17 protein-coding genes, 4 tRNA genes, 3 rRNA genes and 1 riboswitch are annotated in these 24,813 nt (G+C 50.4%); of the genes, 21 read left to right on the forward strand and 3 right to left on the reverse strand.

Translation table 11 applies throughout. The annotated features are described in order from the left end of the window. The first annotated feature begins 172 nt into the window (after positions 1-172). Entirely contained in the window at positions 173-802 is a 630-nt protein-coding gene (gene fabR / locus DUT67_RS01145; protein ID WP_048263022.1) for an HTH-type transcriptional repressor FabR, read from the forward strand. 32 nt (positions 803-834) lie between these two features. Then, positions 835-1,221, forward strand: a complete 387-nt coding sequence (locus tag DUT67_RS01150) for a YijD family membrane protein (RefSeq protein WP_113632466.1) — start codon at positions 835-837, stop codon at positions 1,219-1,221. Between the two features lie 40 nt (positions 1,222-1,261). Here the strand turns inward: DUT67_RS01150 and trmA are convergent, their stop codons facing one another. Further along, positions 1,262-2,365 (reverse strand): tRNA (uridine(54)-C5)-methyltransferase TrmA, encoded by a 1,104-nt coding sequence (gene trmA / locus DUT67_RS01155; RefSeq protein ID WP_113627016.1) that lies wholly within the window; start codon positions 2,363-2,365, stop codon positions 1,262-1,264. 131 nt (positions 2,366-2,496) lie between these two features. Then, a riboswitch (cobalamin riboswitch) is annotated at positions 2,497-2,843 on the forward strand. A gap of 65 nt (positions 2,844-2,908) precedes the next feature. Between trmA and btuB the strand changes: the two genes are divergently transcribed. The 13 genes from btuB (at position 2,909) to yjfF (ending at position 16,442) form a co-directional block, all read left to right on the forward strand. Continuing rightward, positions 2,909-4,756, forward strand: a complete 1,848-nt coding sequence (gene btuB / locus DUT67_RS01160) for a TonB-dependent vitamin B12 receptor BtuB (protein ID WP_113627015.1) — start codon at positions 2,909-2,911, stop codon at positions 4,754-4,756. Continuing rightward, positions 4,701-5,558 (forward strand): glutamate racemase, encoded by an 858-nt coding sequence (gene murI, locus DUT67_RS01165; RefSeq protein WP_113627014.1) that lies wholly within the window; start codon positions 4,701-4,703, stop codon positions 5,556-5,558. The genes btuB and murI overlap by 56 nt, the downstream gene beginning before the upstream one ends. 379 nt (positions 5,559-5,937) lie before the next feature. Next, a 16S ribosomal RNA gene (locus DUT67_RS01170) occupies positions 5,938-7,480 on the forward strand. A gap of 75 nt (positions 7,481-7,555) precedes the next feature. Continuing rightward, a tRNA-Ile gene (locus DUT67_RS01175) sits at positions 7,556-7,632 on the forward strand. Between the two features lie 42 nt (positions 7,633-7,674). Continuing rightward, positions 7,675-7,750, forward strand: a tRNA-Ala gene (locus DUT67_RS01180). Positions 7,751-7,966: 216 nt separating this feature from the next. Continuing rightward, positions 7,967-10,872 (forward strand): 23S ribosomal RNA (locus DUT67_RS01185). 129 nt (positions 10,873-11,001) lie between these two features. Then, positions 11,002-11,117, forward strand: a 5S ribosomal RNA gene (gene rrf, locus DUT67_RS01190). The 16S, 23S and 5S rRNA genes sit together here with 4 tRNA genes alongside, the layout of an rRNA operon. Positions 11,118-11,169: 52 nt before the next feature. Beyond that, positions 11,170-11,246: transfer RNA gene (locus tag DUT67_RS01195), tRNA-Asp, on the forward strand. 54 nt (positions 11,247-11,300) lie between these two features. Beyond that, positions 11,301-11,376: transfer RNA gene (locus DUT67_RS01200), tRNA-Trp, on the forward strand. Between the two features lie 439 nt (positions 11,377-11,815). After that, positions 11,816-12,772 (forward strand): galactofuranose ABC transporter, galactofuranose-binding protein YtfQ, encoded by a 957-nt coding sequence (gene ytfQ / locus DUT67_RS01205; RefSeq protein ID WP_048262983.1) that lies wholly within the window; start codon positions 11,816-11,818, stop codon positions 12,770-12,772. A 190-nt stretch (positions 12,773-12,962) separates the two neighbouring features. Continuing rightward, positions 12,963-14,483, forward strand: a complete 1,521-nt coding sequence (gene ytfR, locus DUT67_RS01210; protein ID WP_113626886.1) for a galactofuranose ABC transporter, ATP-binding protein YtfR — start codon at positions 12,963-12,965, stop codon at positions 14,481-14,483. Next, positions 14,470-15,480: a galactofuranose ABC transporter, ATP-binding protein YtfT gene (gene ytfT / locus DUT67_RS01215; protein WP_113632706.1), complete on the forward strand. Its 1,011-nt coding sequence runs from the start codon at positions 14,470-14,472 to the stop codon at positions 15,478-15,480. Before ytfR ends, ytfT begins: the two co-directional genes overlap by 14 nt. Continuing rightward, positions 15,480-16,442 (forward strand): galactofuranose ABC transporter, permease protein YjfF, encoded by a 963-nt coding sequence (gene yjfF, locus DUT67_RS01220; protein WP_113626888.1) that lies wholly within the window; start codon positions 15,480-15,482, stop codon positions 16,440-16,442. Before ytfT ends, yjfF begins: the two co-directional genes overlap by 1 nt. 21 nt (positions 16,443-16,463) lie before the next feature. On the opposite strand, the gene hdfR is transcribed toward yjfF, so the two are convergent. After that, entirely contained in the window at positions 16,464-17,291 is an 828-nt protein-coding gene (gene hdfR, locus DUT67_RS01225) for an HTH-type transcriptional regulator HdfR (RefSeq protein ID WP_113626889.1), read from the reverse strand. Between the two features lie 120 nt (positions 17,292-17,411). Between hdfR and DUT67_RS01230 the strand changes: the two genes are divergently transcribed. Then, on the forward strand, positions 17,412-17,750 hold the full coding sequence (locus DUT67_RS01230) for a DUF413 domain-containing protein (protein ID WP_048262976.1): 339 nt from the start codon (positions 17,412-17,414) through the stop codon (positions 17,748-17,750). Between the two features lie 57 nt (positions 17,751-17,807). Here DUT67_RS01230 and DUT67_RS01235 read toward each other — a convergent pair whose 3' ends face one another. After that, a complete protein-coding gene (locus DUT67_RS01235) occupies positions 17,808-19,334 on the reverse strand; it encodes a YifB family Mg chelatase-like AAA ATPase (RefSeq protein ID WP_113626890.1) in 1,527 nt (508 codons plus the stop codon). Between the two features lie 395 nt (positions 19,335-19,729). On the opposite strand from DUT67_RS01235, the gene ilvL reads away from it, so the two are divergent. The 5 genes from ilvL to ilvD all read left to right on the forward strand — a co-directional run bounded on the left by ilvL (position 19,730) and on the right by ilvD (position 24,808). After that, a complete protein-coding gene (ilvL, locus tag DUT67_RS01240) occupies positions 19,730-19,828 on the forward strand; it encodes an ilv operon leader peptide (RefSeq protein ID WP_072062072.1) in 99 nt (32 codons plus the stop codon). Positions 19,829-19,968: 140 nt separating this feature from the next. Then, positions 19,969-21,615, forward strand: coding sequence for an acetolactate synthase 2 catalytic subunit (ilvG, locus tag DUT67_RS01245; RefSeq protein WP_113632705.1), 1,647 nt, complete (start codon positions 19,969-19,971; stop codon positions 21,613-21,615). 57 nt (positions 21,616-21,672) lie between these two features. After that, positions 21,673-21,933, forward strand: coding sequence for an acetolactate synthase 2 small subunit (ilvM, locus tag DUT67_RS01250; protein WP_011095699.1), 261 nt, complete (start codon positions 21,673-21,675; stop codon positions 21,931-21,933). A 24-nt stretch (positions 21,934-21,957) separates the two neighbouring features. Beyond that, on the forward strand, positions 21,958-22,884 hold the full coding sequence (locus DUT67_RS01255; protein WP_113632704.1) for a branched-chain amino acid transaminase: 927 nt from the start codon (positions 21,958-21,960) through the stop codon (positions 22,882-22,884). A gap of 73 nt (positions 22,885-22,957) precedes the next feature. Continuing rightward, the gene (ilvD, locus tag DUT67_RS01260; protein WP_113632703.1) at positions 22,958-24,808 is read left to right on the forward strand and encodes a dihydroxy-acid dehydratase; all 1,851 of its coding nucleotides are present in this window, start codon (positions 22,958-22,960) and stop codon (positions 24,806-24,808) included. Positions 24,809-24,813: the final 5 nt, after the last annotated feature.

The raw sequence follows: 24,813 nt of genomic DNA on the forward strand, positions 1-24,813 counted from the left end.
ATTTAACATTGTGCGATTGTAGCATCGACTGCGGCAGAACCCAATCATCCCTGCCTTTACTATGGAAACAGATTCTCACATTCTTAATATGGCAAACTTTGTCTCATTCTGCGGACAATAAAGTTTGCTATAGTGCCTCTCTGGAAAGGGGAGAGATCATTTGGGCAGCATAATGGGTGTCAGAGCACAACAAAAAGAACGGACTCGTCGTTCCCTTATTGAAGCTGCATTTAGCCAGTTAAGCGCTGAGCGTAGCTTTACCAGCTTGAGCCTACGTGAAGTTGCCCGCGAGGCGGGTATTGCGCCGACATCTTTCTATCGCCACTTCCGTGACGTGGATGAGCTGGGGCTGACAATGGTTGACGAAAGCGGACTGATGCTGCGCCAGTTAATGCGTCAGGCTCGGCAGCGTATTGCCAAAACGGGTAGCGTGATCAGGACATCGGTTTCTACCTTCATGGAATTTATCGGCAACAATCCGAATGCGTTCCGGCTATTGCTGCGTGAACGTTCAGGGACGTCGGCGGCTTTCCGTGCGGCGGTCGCGCGGGAAATTCAGCATTTTATCGCTGAACTGGCGGATTATCTTGAGGTGGAAAATCACATTCCCCGCAGCTTCGCAGAAGCGCAGTCGGAAGCGATGGTGACGATTGTTTTCAGTGCTGGAGCGGAAGCCTTGGACGTTTCGCTGGAACAGCGCAAACAGCTGGAAGAACGGTTGGTACTGCAACTGCGGATGATCGCCAAAGGTGCCTATTACTGGTACAGAAAAGAACACGACAGCAGCTTTACCGTGCCATAAATCCTCTATACCAACATGAGAAGGGAGAAACCATGACAGAAAAACCTCACCAAGAAAAAGGTACGCTGGTTCTGGCGCTGATTGCGGGCTTATCCGTCAATGGCGCGTTCGCTGCTTTGTTCAGCAGTATTGTTCCGTTCTCGATTTTTCCTCTGATTGCGCTGATATTGTCCATCTACTGCCTGCATGAACGCTATTTGCACCACAGTATGCCGGAAGGTATTCCGATGTTGGCGGCGGCCAGTTTTCTGCTGGGTTTATTGATTTACAGCGCCATCGTGCGCGTTGAATATCCCGCCATTGGATCGAACTTTATTCCTTCAATCCTGTGTGTAGCATTGGTTTTCTGGATTGGCCTGAGACTGCGTCGCAGAAAGGCAGCGGAGTCAGTATCAGCCGAAGAGAGTGAAACACTGTAGTGGGTGTGCTCTGGCGGGGTAACCCGCCAGAATTGTGCGGTTACTGACGTTGTTCCAGCAGTACGCCACACTCCATATGGTGGGTGTAAGGGAATTGATCGAACAGTGCCAGACGGCGAATGTCGTGGGTTTCCGAGAGTGTTTGCAGGTTGCTGCTCAACGTTTCCGGGTTACAGGAAATATAAAGAATGCGCGGGTACGCCTGCACCAGTTTCACCGTTTCTTCATCCAGTCCGCTGCGCGGTGGGTCAACAAAAATTGTCTCGCACTGGTAGCTTGTCAGGTCGATGCCCTGTAAGCGATTAAACTGGCGTGTACCCTGCATGGCCTGCGTAAATTCTTCTGCCGCCATACGGATAATCTGCACGTTCTCTATCTGATTCGCGGTGATGTTATATTGCGCAGCCGCGACGGATGGCTTGGCGATTTCAGTCGCCAGCACGCGCTCGAAGTTTCTTGCCAGCGCGAGTGAAAAATTGCCATTACCGCAATATAGCTCCAGTAAATCCCCTTTCGAGCCTGCTGTTGCATCCAACGCCCATTCCAGCATCTTAATATTTACTGCGGCATTCGGCTGCGTGAAGCTGTTTTCTACCTGTCGGTAAATCATATTCTTGCCAGCAACCGGCAGGCATTCATCGACATAATCGCGATCGAGGCAGATTTTGGTTTTCGTCGCGCGACCAATCAACTGCAGGTTGAACCCTTGCGCCGTCAGGCTATCGCGCAGTGCGTGGGCGTGTTCCTGCCATTCTTCGTTCAGTGCGCGGTGATACAACAGAGAAACGATCACTTCGCCGCTTAGGGTCGACAGATAATCTATCTGAAATAGCTTACGGCGCAGTACGGGGTCAGGCTGGATTGCAGTAAGTAGCACCGGCATCAGGCTATTAATCAGTTCACTGGCTGCTGGGAATCGATCGACTCGGATGCGTTGTTTGGTCTGCTGGTCAAACATGATGTGGTAAAGCTCGTCACCCTCGTGCCAGATACGGAATTCGGCGCGCATCCGATAGTGACTGACGGGAGAACGGAAGACGACAGGCTCCGGTGCGTTGAAAGGTGCCATCATTCCACGCAGACGCGCCGTTTTCTCTGCAAGCTGGTCGTCATAATCTTCGATGGGCAGGATTTCTGGCGTCATGGTTTTCTCGTCTGAACGGCGTCTAAAAGGGTGTTATTGGCCGGGAATTGTAGGGAATCCGGCCAGGAAGTCCAGTTTTGTTACATTATTATCCTGTAGTGATATAGAAGTCTAGACTTCCACAATTCGCGATTGTAGGATGAGCGTCCGGCCTTGTTTCACAAGTCAAAAGGGAATCCAGTGTAAATCTGGAGCTGACGCGCAGCGGTAAGGAATGTCCGAGCGATAGCATTATTGCAGACACTGTTATGTACCCTAAATAATTCGAGTTTCAGGCAGGCGGCAAGAGCAGGAGTCCCGATGAGCTTACTTGAGTAAGTGATTCGGATGACTGAACGTAGCCAACGTACATGTAACTTGAAGTATGCCTGGTATAGATGGGAAGTCATCGCTTTCGTTGTATCCCCTACCGTCATTGACGGTCTGTGGCAACAGCGGCATCCAAGCCCGAAGACCTGCCGGAATACGTCGCAATTAGTTCTGCATATCGCGTGCTATTAACAGAACCTGCGGCATCCTTATTATTTCTCGGATGCTTTAACAATGATTAAAAAAATTTCGCTGCTGACGGCGCTTTCCGTCACGGCATTTTCTGGCTGGGCGCAGGAAACTGATAACAATGCCATGGTGGTTACTGCTAACCGTTTTCAGCAGCCAGTAAACAGTGTCCTGGCACCGACAACCGTGGTCACTCGTGAAGAAATTGATCGCTGGCAGGCGAAAAGTCTCACAGATGTGATGCGTCGTTTGCCAGGGGTAGATATTGGGCAGAATGGTGGGTTGGGGCAAAAAAGTTCGTTATTTATTCGTGGTACTAACTCTAGCCATGTTCTAGTGCTGATCGATGGTATTCGTCTGAATCAGGCGGGTATCAGCGGGTCATCTGACCTCAGTCAAATCCCTCTCTCACTGGTGCAGAAAGTTGAATACATTCGTGGCTCACGATCTGCGGTTTATGGCTCCGACGCGATTGGTGGTGTAGTCAATATCATTACTACCAAAGAAAAGAACGGTACTACGCTTTCCGCGGGTATCGGCTCTAATGGATACCAATCTTATGACGGGGCGACGCAGCAAGCGTTAGGTAATAGTACAACAGCGACATTGGCTGGTAATTACGTCTACACGAAAGGGTTTGACGTGGTTGCTTACGGTACTGCTTCGCCTGCGCAGCCCGACCGTGACGGATTTATGAGTAAATCGTTGTATGGTACGGTTGAACATAAATTTGGTGATCAATTCAGCGGTTTTCTTCGGGGCTATGGTTATGACAACCGTACTGGTTACGATAACTTCTCTGCGGTAGATACTCGTCAGCTTTATAGTCAAACATGGGATACCGGTCTTCGCTATCAGAGTGGTATTTACTCCACTCAGTTAATTGGAAGCTATAGCCATAGCAAGGATTATGACTACGATCCACGTGGAGGTCTGCATAGCAGCGGTTCAACCTTGGTTGATTCTGAGCAATACAACGCTCAATGGGGCAATACGCTGCAAGTGGGCACAGGGACGGTTAGTGCTGGTGTTGATTGGCAGGATCAGATCATCAAACCGGATTCAACCAGCGTGAACCGAGAAGAAAGCCAGCATAATTCGGGTATTTATCTTACTGGGCAGCAACGCTTTGCTTCCATAGTTCTTGAAGGCTCTGTGCGTGGCGACGATCAATCTGAATTCGGTTGGCATAACACTTGGCAAACTGGGGCTTCTTGGGAGTTTATTGATGGCTATCGTTTGATTGCTTCTTATGGCACTGCATTTAAAGCACCAAATATGGGGCAGTTATATGGAAGGTTTGGCAGCAACCGTGACCTTCAGCCAGAAGAAAGTAAACAGTGGGAAAGTGGAGTTGAAGGCCTTACTGGGCCGGTTACATGGAGAATTTCTGGATACCGCAATGACATCGACAACCTGATTGATGCAACAGGCAGCACTGGTTACGTTTATGAAAATGTCGGTAAAGCCAAAATCAAAGGGATTGAAGCTACCGCTAGTTTTGATACTGGACCTGTCGGTCATCGCATTAGCTATGACTATGTTGATTCGCGCAATGCCATCACCGATGAGCCGTTGGCTCGTCGTGCAAAGCAACAGGTGAAGTATCAACTGGATTGGCAGGTGTACGATCTTGACTGGAGCGTAACATATCAATATCTGGGAAGTCGTTATGACAAAGATTATGGCAATTACATCCCTGCGGTTGACGACTACCAGACTGTCAAACTTGGCGGTGTAAGCCTCTGGGATCTCGCCGCATCATATCCCGTCACCTCTCATCTGACAGTTCGTGGTAGAATCGCCAACCTGTTTGATAAAGATTATGAGACGGCATATGGCTACCGCACGGCAGGGCGAGAATACTATCTCACTGGAAGCTATACCTTCTAACCTGCCATCCCGTCCTACTGTTCTGGTGTTTGATTCCGGCGTAGGCGGGCTGTCTGTTTATGATGAGATCCGGCAACTCCTGCCGGATCTTCACTATATATACGCATTCGATAATGAAGCGTTTCCTTATGGTGAGAAATCACAGCAGTTTATTATCGATCGCGTGGTTGAGATTGTTAGCGCAGTCCAACAACGTCATCAGCTCGCATTGGTTGTGATTGCTTGCAATACGGCGAGTACGATTTCCCTTCCTGCTTTACGTGAACGTTTTACTTTCCCTGTCGTGGGCGTTGTCCCAGCGGTTAAACCTGCGGCTAAGTTGACGCGCAATGGAGTTGTTGGCCTACTGGCGACGCGGGCAACCGTTCAACGCCCGTATACACACGAGCTGATTGCCCGTTTCGCTACTGATTGCCAGATTTTGTCGCTGGGGTCATCAGAACTGGTTGAATTGGCAGAGGCTAAATTGCAGGGGGAGACGATCTCAATTTCCGAACTGCAAAAAATTCTTCGTCCTTGGCTACGTCTGCCGGAGCCACCCGATACGGTTGTACTTGGGTGTACGCATTTCCCGTTGTTAGCAGAGGAGCTGAAGATGGCATTGCCAGAAGGGACGCGTCTTGTTGATTCTGGCGCGGCTATAGCCAAAAGAACGGCATGGCTGATTGCTAATCTGGATAATCCTCCACTTTCTACAGATAAAAATCTGGTTTATTGCCTTATGATTACGCCTAAGGTAGCCACACTGTGGCCAATATTGCAGCGTTATGGCTTCGATTCGCTGGAAAAACTGCCACTTTAATCGCTTTGTGGGTGAATAGTAGACAAGCGATAATTATTTTGCATTTAGCGCTTGTCAGCCGCCGAGAAGTCCCTATAATGCGCATCCACTGACACGGCAACAGCGACACGCGGTTGTGGTGACAGGAAAAAGATTTAATGAAGGCGGTCAGTAATGACTTGACTTTAAAGCGGATTAGCATAGTATATGCAGCCCGCGCCACCGAAGAAGTGGCACTGCTCTTTAACAATATAATCAGACAATCTGTGTGGGCACTCACAAGACCGTATCTTAACGATATAAAAAGTCTTGAAGAGTGAACAACAGTGAAATTCATTACGAATAAACAGTTTTAATTCTTTGAGCATCGCTGACGAGTTCAGCAAATCAAACAAATCTTAAATTGAAGAGTTTGATCATGGCTCAGATTGAACGCTGGCGGCAGGCCTAACACATGCAAGTCGAGCGGTAGCACAGAAGAGCTTGCTCTTCGGGTGACGAGCGGCGGACGGGTGAGTAATGTCTGGGAAACTGCCTGATGGAGGGGGATAACTACTGGAAACGGTAGCTAATACCGCATAACGTCTTCGGACCAAAGAGGGGGACCTTCGGGCCTCTTGCCATCAGATGTGCCCAGATGGGATTAGCTAGTAGGCGGGGTAATGGCCCACCTAGGCGACGATCCCTAGCTGGTCTGAGAGGATGACCAGCCACACTGGAACTGAGACACGGTCCAGACTCCTACGGGAGGCAGCAGTGGGGAATATTGCACAATGGGCGCAAGCCTGATGCAGCCATGCCGCGTGTGTGAAGAAGGCCTTCGGGTTGTAAAGCACTTTCAGCGGGGAGGAAGGCAGTAAGGTTAATAACCTTGCTGATTGACGTTACCCGCAGAAGAAGCACCGGCTAACTCCGTGCCAGCAGCCGCGGTAATACGGAGGGTGCAAGCGTTAATCGGAATGACTGGGCGTAAAGCGCACGCAGGCGGTCTGTTAAGTTGGATGTGAAATCCCCGGGCTTAACCTGGGAACTGCATTCAAAACTGACAGGCTAGAGTCTTGTAGAGGGGGGTAGAATTCCAGGTGTAGCGGTGAAATGCGTAGAGATCTGGAGGAATACCGGTGGCGAAGGCGGCCCCCTGGACAAAGACTGACGCTCAGGTGCGAAAGCGTGGGGAGCAAACAGGATTAGATACCCTGGTAGTCCACGCTGTAAACGATGTCGACTTGGAGGTTGTGCCCTTGAGGCGTGGCTTCCGGAGCTAACGCGTTAAGTCGACCGCCTGGGGAGTACGGCCGCAAGGTTAAAACTCAAATGAATTGACGGGGGCCCGCACAAGCGGTGGAGCATGTGGTTTAATTCGATGCAACGCGAAGAACCTTACCTACTCTTGACATCCAGAGAATTTGCTAGAGATAGCTTAGTGCCTTCGGGAACTCTGAGACAGGTGCTGCATGGCTGTCGTCAGCTCGTGTTGTGAAATGTTGGGTTAAGTCCCGCAACGAGCGCAACCCTTATCCTTTGTTGCCAGCACGTAATGGTGGGAACTCAAAGGAGACTGCCGGTGATAAACCGGAGGAAGGTGGGGATGACGTCAAGTCATCATGGCCCTTACGAGTAGGGCTACACACGTGCTACAATGGCGTATACAAAGAGAAGCGACCTCGCGAGAGCAAGCGGACCTCATAAAGTACGTCGTAGTCCGGATTGGAGTCTGCAACTCGACTCCATGAAGTCGGAATCGCTAGTAATCGTAGATCAGAATGCTACGGTGAATACGTTCCCGGGCCTTGTACACACCGCCCGTCACACCATGGGAGTGGGTTGCAAAAGAAGTAGGTAGCTTAACCTTCGGGAGGGCGCTTACCACTTTGTGATTCATGACTGGGGTGAAGTCGTAACAAGGTAACCGTAGGGGAACCTGCGGTTGGATCACCTCCTTACCAAAAAAAGATGTGTGTTACGTGAAGTGCTCACACAGATTGTCTGATGAAAATAACGAGCAGAAATACCTTAATAGGCTTGTAGCTCAGGTGGTTAGAGCGCACCCCTGATAAGGGTGAGGTCGGTGGTTCAAGTCCACTCAGGCCTACCAACTCTTCCGTGAGTGGTATCTAAGGTAACTGTAAGTAGAGACGGGGTTATAGCTCAGCTGGGAGAGCGCCTGCCTTGCACGCAGGAGGTCTGCGGTTCGATCCCGCATAGCTCCACCATCACTACTCGGTATGATAAAAAACATCAGAGTGTACCTGTTTGGGTGCACTGCGATGTTTTGCTCTTTAACAATCTGGAACAAGCTGAAAATTGAAACATGACAGCTGAACATACAGGACTGCCTTCGGGTAGGTCGTGATGAGTCAGTCTGTCAATGAGTCTCTCAAATAATCGCAGCGCGATGATGAATCGAAAGAAACATCTTCGGGTTGTGAGGTTAAGCGACTAAGCGTACACGGTGGATGCCTAGGCAGTCAGAGGCGATGAAGGGCGTGCTAATCTGCGATAAGCGTCGGTAAGCTGATATGAAGCGTTATACCCGACGATACCCGAATGGGGAAACCCAATGTGTTTCGACACATTATCATGACATGAATACATAGTGTCATGAGGCGAACCGGGGGAACTGAAACATCTCAGTACCCCGAGGAAAAGAAATCAACCGAGATTCCCCTAGTAGCGGCGAGCGAACGGGGAGGAGCCCAGAACCTGAATCAGTTTGTGTGTTAGTGGAAGCGTCTGGAAAGTCGCACAGTAAAGGGTGATAGTCCCGTACACAAAAATGCACAAGTTGTGAGTTCGATGAGTAGGGCGGGACACGTGACATCCTGTCTGAATATGGGGGGACCATCCTCCAAGGCTAAATACTCCTGACTGACCGATAGTGAACCAGTACCGTGAGGGAAAGGCGAAAAGAACCCCGGCGAGGGGAGTGAAATAGAACCTGAAACCGTGTACGTACAAGCAGTGGGAGCCTACTAGTTGGGTGACTGCGTACCTTTTGTATAATGGGTCAGCGACTTATATTCTGTAGCAAGGTTAACCGTATAGGGGAGCCGCAGGGAAACCGAGTCTTAACTGGGCGTTAAGTTGCAGGGTATAGACCCGAAACCCGGTGATCTAGCCATGGGCAGGTTGAAGGTTGGGTAACACTAACTGGAGGACCGAACCGACTAATGTTGAAAAATTAGCGGATGACTTGTGGCTGGGGGTGAAAGGCCAATCAAACCGGGAGATAGCTGGTTCTCCCCGAAAGCTATTTAGGTAGCGCCTCGTGAACTCATCTTCGGGGGTAGAGCACTGTTTCGGCTAGGGGGTCATCCCGACTTACCAACCCGATGCAAACTACGAATACCGAAGAATGTTATCACGGGAGACACACGGCGGGTGCTAACGTTCGTCGTGAAGAGGGAAACAACCCAGACCGCCAGCTAAGGTCCCAAAGTCATGGTTAAGTGGGAAACGATGTGGGAAGGCACAGACAGCCAGGATGTTGGCTTAGAAGCAGCCATCATTTAAAGAAAGCGTAATAGCTCACTGGTCGAGTCGGCCTGCGCGGAAGATGTAACGGGGCTAAACCATGCACCGAAGCTGCGGCAGCGACACTTAGGTGTTGTTGGGTAGGGGAGCGTTCTGTAAGCCGTTGAAGGTGGCCTGTGAGGGTTGCTGGAGGTATCAGAAGTGCGAATGCTGACATAAGTAACGATAATGCGGGTGAAAAACCCGCACGCCGGAAGACCAAGGGTTCCTGTCCAACGTTAATCGGGGCAGGGTGAGTCGACCCCTAAGGCGAGGCTGAAAAGCGTAGTCGATGGGAAACAGGTTAATATTCCTGTACTCGGTGTTACTGCGAAGGGGGGACGGAGAAAGCTAGGTTATCCGGGCGACGGTTGTCCCGGTTTAAGCGTGAAGGTGGATGACTTAGGTAAATCCGGGTCATTGTTAACACTGAGGCGTGATGACGAGTCACTACGGTGATGAAGTAACCGATGCTACGCTTCCAGGAAAAGCCTCTAAGCTCCAGGTAACATCAAATCGTACCCCAAACCGACACAGGTGGTCAGGTAGAGAATACTCAGGCGCTTGAGAGAACTCGGGTGAAGGAACTAGGCAAAATGGTGCCGTAACTTCGGGAGAAGGCACGCTCCTGTCGGTGAAGTCCCTTGCGGATGGAGCTGGCGGGAGTCGCAGATACCAGCTGGCTGCAACTGTTTAATAAAAACACAGCACTGTGCAAACACGAAAGTGGACGTATACGGTGTGACGCCTGCCCGGTGCCGGAAGGTTAATTGATGGGGTCAGCCGCAAGGCGAAGCTCTTGATCGAAGCCCCGGTAAACGGCGGCCGTAACTATAACGGTCCTAAGGTAGCGAAATTCCTTGTCGGGTAAGTTCCGACCTGCACGAATGGCGTAATGATGGCCAGGCTGTCTCCACCCGAGACTCAGTGAAATTGAACTCGCTGTGAAGATGCAGTGTACCCGCGGCAAGACGGAAAGACCCCGTGAACCTTTACTATAGCTTGACACTGAACCTTGAGCCTTGATGTGTAGGATAGGTGGGAGGCTTTGAAGCGAGGACGCCAGTTCTTGTGGAGCCAACCTTGAAATACCACCCTTTAATGTTTGATGTTCTAACGTAGACCCGTAATCCGGGTTGCGGACAGTGTCTGGTGGGTAGTTTGACTGGGGCGGTCTCCTCCCAAAGAGTAACGGAGGAGCACGAAGGTTAGCTAATCCTGGTCGGACATCAGGAGGTTAGTGCAAAGGCATAAGCTAGCTTGACTGCGAGAGTGACAGCTCGAGCAGGTGCGAAAGCAGGTCTTAGTGATCCGGTGGTTCTGAATGGAAGGGCCATCGCTCAACGGATAAAAGGTACTCCGGGGATAACAGGCTGATACCGCCCAAGAGTTCATATCGACGGCGGTGTTTGGCACCTCGATGTCGGCTCATCACATCCTGGGGCTGAAGTAGGTCCCAAGGGTATGGCTGTTCGCCATTTAAAGTGGTACGCGAGCTGGGTTTAGAACGTCGTGAGACAGTTCGGTCCCTATCTGCCGTGGGCGTTGGAAGATTGAGAGGGGTTGCTCCTAGTACGAGAGGACCGGAGTGAACGCACCACTGGTGTACGGGTTGTGATGCCAATTGCATTGCCCGGTAGCTAAGTGCGGAAGAGATAACCGCTGAAAGCATCTAAGCGGGAAACTTGCCTCGAGATGAGTCTTCCCTGGGCACTAGATGCCCCTGAAGGGCCGTTGAAGACGACGACGTAGATAGGCTGGGTGTGTAAGCGTAGCGATACGTTGAGCTAACCAGTACTAATGACCCGAGAGGCTTAACCTTACAACACCGAAGATGTTTTGGTGTGATGAAAGACTCATATAAAACGAAATTCAGCTTGTTCAAAGATTGGTTCTGATGGTTGTGCGAGCGCGTAAGCAGTGCATAACGGTTGGGATGAAACAGAATTTGCCTGGCGGCGATAGCGCGGTGGTCCCACCTGACCCCATGCCGAACTCAGAAGTGAAACGCCGTAGCGCCGATGGTAGTGTGGGGTCTCCCCATGTGAGAGTAGGGAACTGCCAGGCATTAAATTAAGCAGTAAGCCGGAGAAATCTGGTGGTTGTAGAGAAATTCGGTGGAGCGGTAGTTCAGTTGGTTAGAATACCTGCCTGTCACGCAGGGGGTCGCGGGTTCGAGCCCCGTCCGTTCCGCCACTTATTAAAAATTATGCCTGCTAACTTTAGCAGGCATAATGTTAAGCATAATTTAGGGGCGTAGCTCAGTTGGTAGAGCACCGGTCTCCAAAACCGGGTGTCGCGAGTTCGAGTCTCTCCGCCCCTGCCAAATAAAACCCTTCACGTTATCGTGAAGGGTTTTTTTTGATTTGTACTCTATGCTAAATCCTGCCTTGTATACCTCCCCTCGATTTCTTCATTATTCCTCTTTTTTGAATAGCCAAAAAGGCTAAGGCATTGTTATTTAATAGATAAAACCCTTTGATGTCCTTCTGAACGATCGTGCTTATTTAGCTGTAAATATGCACAAAATCACCGTAATACCAGGTTGTGAACTTGCTCATCTACCTTGTTCGATATTTGAACTAAAACTATCTACAACCTGAGTGAGGGTAAATCGTTTTTCACAGCGATCCTTCAGGTTGCATTCACTTGCTAGTTATACCTGCCAACATTACATCGGCAGCGCTATAGCATAAATTCGTAGCGCTACGCTGTACCTGAAATCTGACTAAGTAGCTGTAAGACTACACAGAAGGAGTTTAAGTATGTACAGACGTTTACTGGTAGCTGTTGCTGTAAGCACGGCATTATGTGGTGCCGTACAGGCAAAACCCTTGACGGTTGGGTTTTCTCAGATTGGTTCAGAATCAGGATGGCGCTCTGCAGAGACTAAAGTGTCGAAGCAAGAAGCAGAGAAGCGTGGAATAACGCTAAAAATTGCTGATGCTCAGCAGAAACAAGAGAACCAGATTAAGGCTGTGCGGTCATTCATCGCTCAGAGTGTAGATGCCATATTTATCGCACCGGTCGTTGCTACAGGCTGGGCTCCAGTGTTACAGGAAGCTAAAGAAGCCAAAATCCCAGTTTTCCTGCTTGATAGAACGATCGAGGTTAGCGATCCATCGCTGTACACCGCGGCTATTGCCTCTGACAGTGTCTATGAAGGAAAAGTGGCAGGGGAATGGCTTGTGAAAGAGGCCGCAGGTAAACCATGTAATGTTGTCGAATTGCAGGGAACGGTCGGGGCTAGCGTTGCGATAAACCGCAAGAAAGGGTTTGCTGACGGTATAGCTTCAGATCCGCAGATAAAAATTATTCGATCACAGTCAGGAGATTTTACTCGTAGCAAGGGTAAAGAGGTCATGGAAAGCTTTATTAAAGCTGAGCAGAATGGAAAAAATATCTGTGCGGTTTATGCACATAATGATGACATGGCTATAGGTGCTATTCAGGCAATTAAAGAGGCAGGTTTAAAACCTGGCTCACAAATAAAAGTTGTCTCTATTGATGGTGTCCCCGATATTTTCAAGGCCATGATGAATGGTGAAGCTAACGCCACCGTTGAGCTAACACCCAATATGGCTGGGCCTGCTTTTGATGCTTTATTAGCGATGAAGAAAGACGGAAAGCAGCCAGAAAAATTCATTCAGACAGAGTCTCGTTTATTGCTGCCCGATACGGCAAAACAAGAATATGAAACCAAAAAAGATCTTGGTTATTGATATTTATATTATGGACTTATCATTTATATAAATTTTGCTAAATACCTAGCAGAAATATGAATATGGAAAAGTGGGTTTACCCTGTTTTCTGCTCCTTTAAATAAAGGAACAGTGAATATTGTCAGCCTACTTACCATAATATTGCTCAGGTGTGGCGTAGCCTTGTTAGGTTGTCGCATAGGTGATGCTGATGGAAACGACACGGTTGTTAGATATACGGAGCATGAGCGTTGAGTTTCCAGGAGTGAAAGCGTTAGATCAGGTGGACTTTACGCTTAATCGCGGCGAGATAGTGGCTCTATTGGGGGAAAACGGTGCAGGTAAATCAACGCTAATTAAGGCGCTGACTGGTGTTTACCATCGCTCATCGGGTGATATTATCCTCGATGGTATAGCGATTAATCCTGTTAATACGGCCCATGCTCAGTCATTGGGCATCGGTACGGTATATCAAGAAGTTAATCTATTACCGAATCTGTCTGTTGCGGCAAATTTATTTATTGGCCGTGAGCCCACACGATGGGGCATTGTTGATCAACACAAAATCCTGCTTCAGGCCGAAGCCCTGTTATTGAACTATGGGCTGGCTATTGATGTTAGCCATCCGCTTGGAAATTATTCCATCGCAGTCCAGCAAATTGTAGCGATTGCCAGAGCTGTCGATCTTTCCGCTAAAGTCTTGATTCTTGATGAACCTACCGCCAGCCTCGATGCAAAAGAAGTCGATATGCTACTCGATATATTGCGGACGCTACGCGATCGCGGAATCGGCATGATATTTGTCACGCATTTTCTGGATCAGGTTTACCGCATTAGCGACAGAATTACTGTTTTACGCAATGGACGGTTAGTCGGGACATTGCCTGCTGAAGAGCTACCGCGTATTGAATTAGTCCAAATGATGCTGGGGCACAGTTTTGATGAAACGTTACTGAAACGCGGTGAACACAGTGACGTCTCGGGTGAACCCATTGTGCAATTTAAACATTATGGCCGACGTGGTTCGATTAACGATTTCGAGCTTTCCGTGTGTCCGGGAGAAATTGTTGGTCTGGCTGGTCTGCTGGGATCGGGCAGGACAGAAACCGCGCAGCTGATATTTGGCATCAACGTGCCTGACGCTGGTGAAGCGTGGGTTGATGGCAAGCGAACCAACATTCGCACGCCGCGCGCAGCAGGAAAGCTGGGGTTTGGCTATTGTCCAGAAGATCGCAAAACTGACGGTATCGTCGGTGCAGCAACGGTACGAGAGAACATTATTCTGGCACTTCAAGCGCAGCGCGGCTGGCTGAAACCTATTTCTTTACGCGAGCAAACTCGTATAGCTGAAAAGTTTATCAGCCTATTGGGGATTCGCACGCCCAGTGCCGAGCAGGAAATTCAGTATCTATCGGGAGGGAATCAGCAAAAAGTATTGCTATCGCGCTGGCTGGCAACAGAGCCGCGTTTCTTGATTCTGGATGAGCCAACGAGGGGGATCGATGTCGGCGCGCACGCTGAAATCATTCGCCTGATTGAAAAACTGTGTGAGCAAGGGATGGCGCTATTGGTGATCTCTTCTGAACTGGAGGAACTGACCGGTTATGCCGACCGCATCATTGTGCTGCGTGACAGGCAGCATGTTGCGCATCTCGAACATAACGAGATCTCGGTTGCCGCAGTGATGCAAGCCATCGCAGTACAAACGGGAGCGACTGATGACAGACAATAAAATCAAACCTGCCAGAAAAGTGCGTCTAACGTTCACCAAAGGGGTGCCACAGCTTCTGGCTCTCGTTGCCATTTTGCTGATTGATAGCATGGTCGCACCCAATTTTTTCTCCCTCCATATTCAGGATGGGCGCTTATTCGGAAGCCTTATCGACATCCTTAACCGCGGTGCGCCTGTTGCGCTGTTGGCATTAGGTATGACGCTGGTTATTGCAACGGGTGGCATTGATTTATCGGTTGGCGCGGTCATGGCGATTGCAGGCGCGACGGCTGCAACACTGACTGCTGCTGGCCATCCACTTCCTTCCGTATTGTTGGCCTCGTTATTGGTTGGCGCACTGTGTGGGCTATGGAATGGCTTTCTGGTTGCGGTGTTACAGATTCAGCCGATTGTTGCGACGTTAATGCTGATGGTTGCTGGCCGTGGAATCGCTCAACTGATTACCGAAGGCCAAATTATCACGTTTGATAACGCTGGGTTGGCGACGCTAGGCAGCGGAACGCTGTTCTATCTGCCGATGCCAGTGATTATAGCCTGCGTGATGCTGCTGGCTCTGTGGGCTCTAACTCGTAAAACGGCGCTTGGGCTATTTATCGAATCAGTTGGGATTAATTTACGCTCAGCTCGTAATGCTGGTGTGAGTACAAAGCTAGTATTGGTCTCGGCTTATGTCATATGCGGCGTGTGTGCCGCTGTGGCTGGGGTGATCGTAACGGCGGATATCCGCGGTGCGGATGCGAACAACGCGGGTCTCTGGCTGGAATTAGATGCGATTCTGGCCGTTGTAATCGGTGGCGGTTCCCTACTCGGAGGACGTTTTAATTTACTGCTCTCTGTCGTCGGCGCCTTGATTATTCAAAGTATGAATACTGGAATCCTGCTATCTGGCTATCGGCCTGAATTTAACCTGGTTCTGAAGGCACTCGTCGTGCTGCTGGTTTTGGTTATGCAGTCTCCGCGCATTTCGCTACATCACCTGTTCAGGAGGAAAACATAATGTTGAAACGCCACTTCCCCCTGTTGATGACGATTCTGGTATTTATTGCTGGTTATCTGTTTTGCCTCAGCCAGTTTCCTGGTTTTGCTTCGACGCGAGTTTTCTTTGATTTACTGACGGATAACGCTTTTCTGGGGATCGTGGCGGTTGGGATGACGTTTGTCATTCTGTCTGGCGGTATCGATCTCTCCGTAGGATCAGTTATTGCATTTACCGGCGTGTTATTGGCTAAATTGATCGGTACCTATGGCATTGATCCTTTCTTTGCGTTCGCAATTGCACTGGTGATGGGAGCCATGTTTGGCGGGTTGATGGGATGGATTATCGATACGCTGAAATTGCCTGCATTTATTATCACGCTGGCCGGTATGTTCTTTGTCCGAGGGATGAGCTTTATCGTTTCACAGGAGTCGATTCCTATAGATCATCCTGTCTATAACCAACTGGCGGGTTTAGCATGGCGCATGCCTGATGGGGGACGATTTACCTTTCTGGCGTTAGTTATGTTGATTGTGGTGCTGCTGGGGATTGTGATGGCACATCGCACCCGTTTCGGTAACCGTGTTTATGCGATTGGCGGTAGCAGCTATTCTGCGGAACTGATGGGAGTGTCCGTCAGGCGGACGACAATTCATATATACATGCTCTCCAGTACGTTAGCGGTGCTGTCAGGTATTGTTTTTTCGCTCTATACCTCGGCGGGTTATGCTCTGGCAGCAAGCGGTGTGGAGTTAGACGCCATCGCGGCTGTCGTGATCGGCGGTACGCTACTAACCGGTGGTGTCGGGACGGTATTGGGAACGCTGTTTGGCGTACTGATTCAGGGTCTGATTCAAACGTACATCACATTTGACGGCACCTTGAGCTCATGGTGGACAAAAATCGTCATCGGTTTCCTGCTGTTTGCTTTCATTGGGTTACAGAAAGCGTTAAGCACCTTCTGGCTAGCCAGACGTGCTTAAGTGAGTTGTGAGCAAAGTAGGTCATGGGTTAATCACAATAGGCGTTTTCAGTAACTGACGAATCATCGTCTGCTGATCGCTGTTTTGTAACCAAACGGCATAAAATGGGCGCACAACGGGCTGGCTCTCGCCGACTATCCGCAGACTGGAGTACGTTTGTAACCAATGACTGGGTAAAAATGCACAACCACCGGTTGTTTCAAGCAACTGGCGGGTCAAATGGGCCGATGTCGTTGTCAGTACGGGAAGCTGATCGCTGGCCAACAGACGAGTTTCTTGCTGATGAAAATCTGCGCCCCATTCTAATTTTATATAGGGCAGTTCTTGTCCGGGTGGGTGTGCTTCCGCTGCAAATAGCGAAAGGGAGAAATTTCCCAACAGCTGGCTCGCTAATTCTTCCATTTTAGGTTGTTCGGTCGTAATCAACAGGTCCAATTGGCGTTCATGGAGCTGTTGTACCAGAGAGTGGCGTAGGGCAATGCGTGCTTCTAACTGGAGCAATGGGCGCTGTTGGTAAAGGGATTGCAGCCAAGGAGTGAGGTACGCCTCCCAGAGTGAAGCGGTTGCCCCCACCGAAAGCAGGCTGTGTTGCTGCGAGCGCGCGACCTCTTTTTTGGCGATCTGCCAGGTACCGATAAGGCTTTCCGCATAGGGCAGAAGCCTTTCTCCGGCGGGCGTCAGACGTATATTGTTCCGATGGCGTGTGAACAGGTTGGCACCAAGCTGCGTCTCTAACTGACGAATCCGAAAACTCACCGCTGACTGCGTCAGATACAGGGATTCGGCGGCACGGCCAAAGTGTCTTGTCCTGCTGACTTCCAGAAAGGTTTTTAGTAATTCGGTATCCACGTCTATCTCCAAAAAAATTTTGTCGTAATGATTTAAATGTTTTGTTTTACACAATGTCAAGCCTATCTAATACTCCGCGCCATAAACAACACGACCATAGAAGAATTAGGAGCGTGTAAGATGGCAGAAAGCTTCTCTACCACTCATCGTTTTTTTGATAACAAGTTCTACCCGCGTGGTTTTTCCCGACATGGCGACTTTACTATTAAAGAAGCACAACTGTTGGAGCGCCACGGTTACGCGTTTAACGAGCTGGACTTGGGTAAACGTGAACCAGTAACTGGGGAAGAGACATCGTTTGTTGCAATGTGTCGCGGCGAACGTAAAGCGGAAACGGAACTAGAAAAAATCTGGTCCAAATATCTGGAACGTGTCCGTCGTCCTAAACGCTTCCATACATTGTCCGGTGGTAAGCCGCAAATGGATGCGGTAGAAGAATACACTGAAAGCGATGATTAATTAAGAATGGGGCGAAAGCCCCATTTCCTTTTGTGGCAAAAAAATATCGTATTTCCGCTATTCAAGGCTTTTGTGGAGCTGGATAAGCAATCGATCCATACAGCGGTAACTCAACGCTTCAGCAAGATGCCTTCTCTCAATGTTGTCCCGATCGCCGAGGTCAGCGATCGTGCGTGCGACTTTCAATATTCTGTGCCAAGCGCGTACGGATAAGCCAAGTTTATTCATTACGTCTTCCAGATAGGCCGCATCAGCCATCTCCAGTTTGCAGTGTTTTTCTATTTCGCGTGAAGTTAGCAGCGCATTGATTTTCTTTGCCCGCTTCAACTGTATCTGCCTTGCGATCAACACACGCTCGCGAATCGTCGCGCTGCTTTCGCCTTGATAATGTTGTTGAGATAAAACCCCTGGTGGTAGTAAAGGGACTTCGATAGAAAGGTCAAAGCGATCCAAAAAGGGACCGGAAAGTTTGCTGAGATAACGCAGTATTTGTTGTGCAGGCAGCCGGTTATGAATGCCCTGATAATGTCCTGATGGACTGGGGTTCATTGCGGCGACAAGCTGGACGCGTGCCGGATAGCACACTTTGGCGCGGGTACGGGAAATGATAATTTCACCGGATTCCAGAGGCTCTCGTAGTGAGTCCAAAACGCGTCGCTCAAACTCCGGTAATTCATCCAGAAACAGGACACCGTTGTGTGCGAGCGAAATTTCTCCGGGTTTGGGTAGCGAGCCTCCGCCCACGAGTGCAGCCATGGAAGAGCTATGGTGAGGCGATCTGAAGGGCCTTGCTCGCCAGCGCGTCATGGTGGCATCAATGTTGATTAGGCTGTTGATCGCGGCGCTTTCTAACGCTTCTTCATCGCTCAATGGCGGCATCAGGTTGCCTAGCCGACTTGCCAGCATGGTTTTTCCTGTTCCCGGTGGCCCTAGCAATAGCAGGTTGTGACCGCCTGCTGCCGCGATCTCTAGCGCACGTTTAGCTTGTTCCTGGCCGATAATATCCTTCAGGTCGAGTGTATCTTCCTCAAGTTGCGGAACGGGCGTCATATCGGAGCAACTGAGTAACTCTTCTTCTCCGCTGAGAAAAGCACACACTTCCAACAAATGCCCAGCCATTAGCGCTTCACCCTGCGGTATCAGCGTCATCTCCCGTTTGTTGTCATCTGGCAGGATAAGCTGACGGCCTGCTTTTATGGCTTCTAGTGCGGCTGGAATCGCGCCATTTACGCCACGTAACGTACCTGACAGGCCGAGCTCGCCGAGAAACTCGTAGCGGTTTAGCTTTTCACCATCGATTTGTTCTGATGCAGCCAGAATCGCCAGAGCAATAGGTAGGTCGTAGCGTCCCCCTTCTTTGGGCAAGTCTGCCGGAGCGAGGTTGACTGTGATGCGTTTTGCCGGAAACGTAAACCCACAATTGATGAGTGCGCTGCGCACGCGATCGCGCGCTTCTTTGACGGTGGTTTCTGGTAACCCCACCAGTGTTAATGCAGGTAATCCGCTGCTGATGTGAACTTCGATGTAAACATCCGGTGCTTGTACACCAATCATTGCCCGAGTGTAGGTAACTGCCAATGACATGCTATTTCCCCTTTGCTGATGATTTGCATCATGTCTGGCAAGGAAAAATAAGTAGAGGGCGTTGTCGCTAGTCTGCGCGGCGACGCCAGAACATAATTCTCTGTTTCAACAATGGATAAAAGTTGTGTGCAATGGGTCGCAATTATTCACGGGGAGTCGTGATTTCAAGATAGCCTGACGATCGGTAATGCTCGTTGTTTCCTACGCGGCGCTCATTTTTACGCCAATAGGCGAAAATAATTTGGCATGCTTCTACCTTATGATTACGTTGTATTTTTTCCCGTATCATAGGTAATCCTTACGGGTGGCAATGAAAAAAAATTGTTGTCATGGCATGTCTGACTGTGATAACTCTGTAGGCATTCGTTCGACAGAAGATTAATGAACAACCTATTATGAAAGCCCTATTCCTAGTGATTAGCCTAGTCGTGATTAGCGTGGTGGTGATTATTATCCCACCGTGCGGGGCTGCACTTGGACGAAGAATGGCTTAGAAATCAAGGCCTGATTCAAGAAAACCCCCGCACCGAAAGGTCGGGGGTTTTTTGTTGGGCGTAATCTATAACGGAAAGGAACAGAAAATGAACATCAGCATAAAATTCTGTTATTCCCATAAGATGTCGGGGAAATAACTATGAATGGAGCACAGTGGGTGGTGCAAGCGTTGCGAGCACAGGGAGTGGAAACCGTTTTTGGTTATCCGGGCGGCGCGATAATGCCAGTCTATGATGCACTTTATGACGGCGGCGTAAAACACCTGCTGTGTCGCCATGAGCAAGGCGCAGCAATGGCGGCGATTGGCTATGCCCGCGCGACGGGTAAAGTGGGCGTTTGTATTGCGACATCTGGCCCTGGCGCAACCAACCTGATCACTGGTTTGGCTGATGCACTGCTGGATTCCGTGCCTGTGGTGGCGATCACCGGACAGGTGGGGTCAGCGCTGATTGGTACTGATGCTTTTCAGGAAATCGACGTGTTGGGGCTGTCACTGGCCTGTACGAAACACAGTTTTCTGGTTGAGTCTCTCGAATCACTGCCGGAAGTGATGGCAGAAGCGTTTGCGATTGCCAACAGCGGTCGCCCTGGCCCTGTTCTGGTCGATATTCCTAAAGATATTCAACTGGCTGTCGGCGATTTCATCCCGAACTTTGCGCCCGTTGCTAGCGATGTCGATTTCCCTGAACAAGATATTACGCAGGCGTACGCTCTGTTGGCGAAAGCACAAAAACCAGTGCTGTACGTTGGCGGTGGAGTTGGTATGGCGAATGCGGTTCCGGCGCTGCGTGAATTTCTGAGTGTGACAGATATCCCTTCGGTGTCGACGCTGAAAGGGCTGGGTGCCGTGGATGCCAATCATCCCTATTACCTCGGAATGATTGGTATGCACGGCACGAAGGCGGCGAACCTGATTGTGCAGGAGTGCGATTTGTTAATCGCGGTCGGGGCCCGTTTTGATGACCGCGTGACCGGCAAACTAAATGCCTTCGCGCCTCATGCCAGTGTTATTCACATGGACATCGACCCAGCAGAGCTGAGTAAATTGCGCCATGCTACTGTCGCACTGCAAGGCGATCTGAAGGCGGTATTACCTGCGCTGCAACAGCCGTTGAACATCAACGCGTGGCGTCAGCAGGCCACCATGATGAAGGCGGAATATCCGTGGCGTTATGATCATCCTGGTCAGGCGATTTATGCGCCTGCGCTGTTGAAAACGATCTCCGAAAGAATGGATGCGGATACCGTGGTCACGACCGATGTAGGCCAGCACCAAATGTGGGCTGCGCAGCATATGACGTTCAGCCGCCCTGAGAATTTCATCACCTCCAGCGGTCTCGGTACGATGGGTTTTGGCGTACCGGCTGCAGTAGGCGCACAGGTAGCACGCCCAGACGACATGGTTATCTGCATTTCGGGTGACGGTTCTTTCATGATGAACGTTCAGGAATTGGGCACCATCAAGCGAAAACGACTGCCGCTGAAGATCGTGCTGTTGGATAACCAACGGTTAGGCATGGTGCGCCAGTGGCAGCAGCTATTCTTTGATGAACGCTATAGTGAAACCGACCTCTCCGATAACCCTGATTTCCTGACGCTGGCAAGCGCGTTTGATATCCCCGGCCAGCGTATCACCCGTAAAGACCAAATTGATGTCGCGCTGGATGCCCTGTTTAACAGCGAAGGACCCTATTTACTGCACGTATCGATCGATGAATACGAAAACGTCTGGCCGCTGGTTCCGCCGGGTGCGGGTAATGAAACGATGCTTGATAAAATCAAATAAGCTCGACGAAACCAACTAATGGCTGACTTACACAGAATAAGTGCTGGAGACAACAGAATGACACACCATCAACTTTCGATTCAGGCGCGCTTTCGTCCCGAGGTTCTGGAGCGTGTATTGCGTGTTACCCGTCATCGTGGCTTCAAAGTGTGTGCTATGAATATGGTGCAAACCACTAATACCGATCACATTAATATTGAACTGACCGTTGCCAGCCATCGTTCGGTGGATTTATTGTCAACTCAATTGAGCAAGCTTTTGGATATTGCCTGCGTTGACGTTCAACCGATGACGACATCACAACAGATCAGCGCCTAACGCAGAAAAGTAAGGAAAAAAAGAATGACAAAAAAAGCGGATTATATTTGGTTCAATGGCGAGATGGTTCCTTGGGCTGAAGCCAAAGTACACGTCATGTCACATGCCCTGCACTATGGCACCTCCGTCTTTGAAGGCGTTCGTTGCTACAATTCACATAAGGGTCCGGTGGTTTTCCGTCACCGTGAGCACATGCAGCGCCTGCATGATTCGGCAAAAATTTACCGTATGCCAGTCGCACAAAGTGTGGATGAGCTGATGGAAGCCTGTCGTGAAACGCTGCGCAAAAATAACCTGACCAGCGCCTATATTCGTCCGCTGGTGTTCATTGGTGATGTGGGTATGGGTGTTAACCCGCCAGACGGTTATCAAACCGACGTTATTATCGCGGCTTTCCCGTGGGGCGCGTATCTGGGTGAAGAGGCGCTAGAAGCCGGTATTGATGCGATGGTGTCATCCTGGAATCGTGTCGCAGCGAATACCATCCCAACCGCCGCTAAAGCGGGTGGCAACTATCTGTCCTCTCTGCTGGTGGGTAGCGAAGCACGCCGCCATGGCTATCAGGAAGGGATCGCGTTGGATGTCCACGGCTATGTTTCTGAAGGTGCGGGCGAGAACCTGTTTGAAGTGAAGGACGGCATTATCTTCACGCCACCGTTTACCTCTTCGGCGCTGCCAGGCATTACGCGTGACGCTATTATCAAGCTGGCGAAGGATGCAGGGTATGAAGTGCGTGAGCAGGTACTGTCCCGCGAGTCACTGTATCTGGCGGATGAAGTGTTTATGTCCGGTACCGCAGCAGAAATCACCCCAGTGCGCAGCGTTGACGGCATTCAGGTCGGCATTGGCAAACGCGGCCCAGTCACCAAAGCCTTACAGGATGCGTTTTTTGGCCTCTTCACGGGTGAAACCGAAGATAAATGGGGCTGGTTGGATCCGGTAAATCATTAATTAGTTAAGACAGACAGTCAGGTGGTGACGCGTTCCGTCATCGCCAAATTCGTAATTTTTGGAGTAACAGAGCATGCCTAAGTACCGTTCAGCCACAACCACACACGGCCGTAATATGGCTGGTGCACGAGCCTTGTGGCGCGCCACCGGGATGACCGACGACGATTTTGGTAAACCGATTATCGCGGTGGTCAACTCCTTCACCCAATTCGTGCCCGGCCATGTGCACTTGCGCGATCTGGGTAAATTGGTTGCCGAAAAAATCGAAGCCTCCGGCGGCGTCGCGAAAGAATTTAATACCATTGCGGTCGATGACGGTATCGCTATGGGCCACGGCGGCATGCTCTATTCTCTGCCTTCCCGTGAGCTGATTGCCGATTCCGTGGAATACATGGTCAATGCCCACTGTGCGGATGCGATGGTGTGTATTTCCAACTGCGACAAAATCACCCCAGGAATGTTGATGGCGTCACTGCGTCTGAATATTCCGGTGATTTTTGTGTCCGGTGGCCCGATGGAAGCAGGGAAAACCAAGCTTTCCAACCAAATTATCAAGCTCGATCTCATCGATGCCATGATCCAGGGTGCAAACCCTAACGTCAGCGATGCTGATAGTGAGCAGATTGAGCGTTCCGCCTGTCCGACCTGCGGCTCCTGTTCGGGGATGTTCACAGCAAACTCTATGAACTGCCTGACTGAAGCGCTGGGGCTTTCTCAGCCAGCTAATGGCTCATTGCTCGCGACGCATGCCGATCGTAGAGATCTGTTCCTGAATGCAGGTACGCGTATCGTGGGTCTGGCGAAACGTTATTACGAGCAGGATGACGCAAGCGTATTGCCGCGCAATATTGCCAATAAAGCCGCATTTGAAAACGCCATGATTCTGGATATCGCGATGGGCGGTTCCACCAATACCGTGTTGCACCTGCTGGCAGCGGCACAGGAAGGCGAAATTGACTTCACCATGTCGGATATCGACCGCCTCTCTCGTAAGGTGCCGCATCTGTGTAAAGTCGCGCCAAGCGGTCAGAAATACCATATGGAAGACGTACACCGTGCCGGTGGGGTTATCGGTATTCTGGGCGAGCTGGACAGAGCTGGTCTGTTGAACCGTGAAGTCAACAACGTGTTGGGTAAAACGCTGCCGGAAACGCTGGAAGCCTACGACGTTATGCTGACGAAGGATGAAAGCGTGAAGCGTATGTATTCCGCTGGTCCAGCAGGTATTCGCACGACCAAAGCGTTTTCTCAGGATTGCCGCTGGGATTCACTGGATACCGATCGTCAGGAAGGCTGCATCCGTTCGCGTGAATATGCTTACAGTCAGGATGGCGGGTTGGCCGTGCTGTACGGCAACATCGCGGTAGATGGTTGCATCGTGAAAACGGCTGGTGTTGATAAAGAGAGCCTGATTTTCCGCGGCCCGGCAAAAGTCTACGAAAGCCAGGATGATGCGGTAGAAGCGATTCTGGGCGGTAAAGTGGTGGCGGGCGATGTGGTTGTTATCCGCTACGAAGGGCCAAAAGGTGGGCCGGGCATGCAGGAAATGCTGTATCCGACCACCTATCTGAAATCGATGGGCTTGGGTAAAAGCTGTGCGCTGATCACTGACGGCCGCTTCTCTGGTGGGACTTCGGGCCTGTCCATCGGCCACGCGTCTCCGGAAGCGGCAAGCGGTGGCATCATTGGTTTGGTGCAGGACGGTGACATGATTGCCATTGATATCCCGAGCCGCAGCATTGTGCTGGACGTGGCGGACAATGAATTGGCAAGCCGTCGCGAAGTGGAAGATGCGAGGGGCGAACAGGCCTGGACGCCACATAATCGTGAACGTCAGGTATCTTTTGCGCTGCGCGCGTACGCTATTCTGGCAACCAGCGCGGATAAAGGCGCAGTGCGGGATAAAAGCAAGCTGGGAGGCTAATGCTG

The organism is Pectobacterium peruviense (genome assembly GCF_003312355.2).
GTDB lineage: Bacteria > Pseudomonadota > Gammaproteobacteria > Enterobacterales > Enterobacteriaceae > Pectobacterium > Pectobacterium peruviense.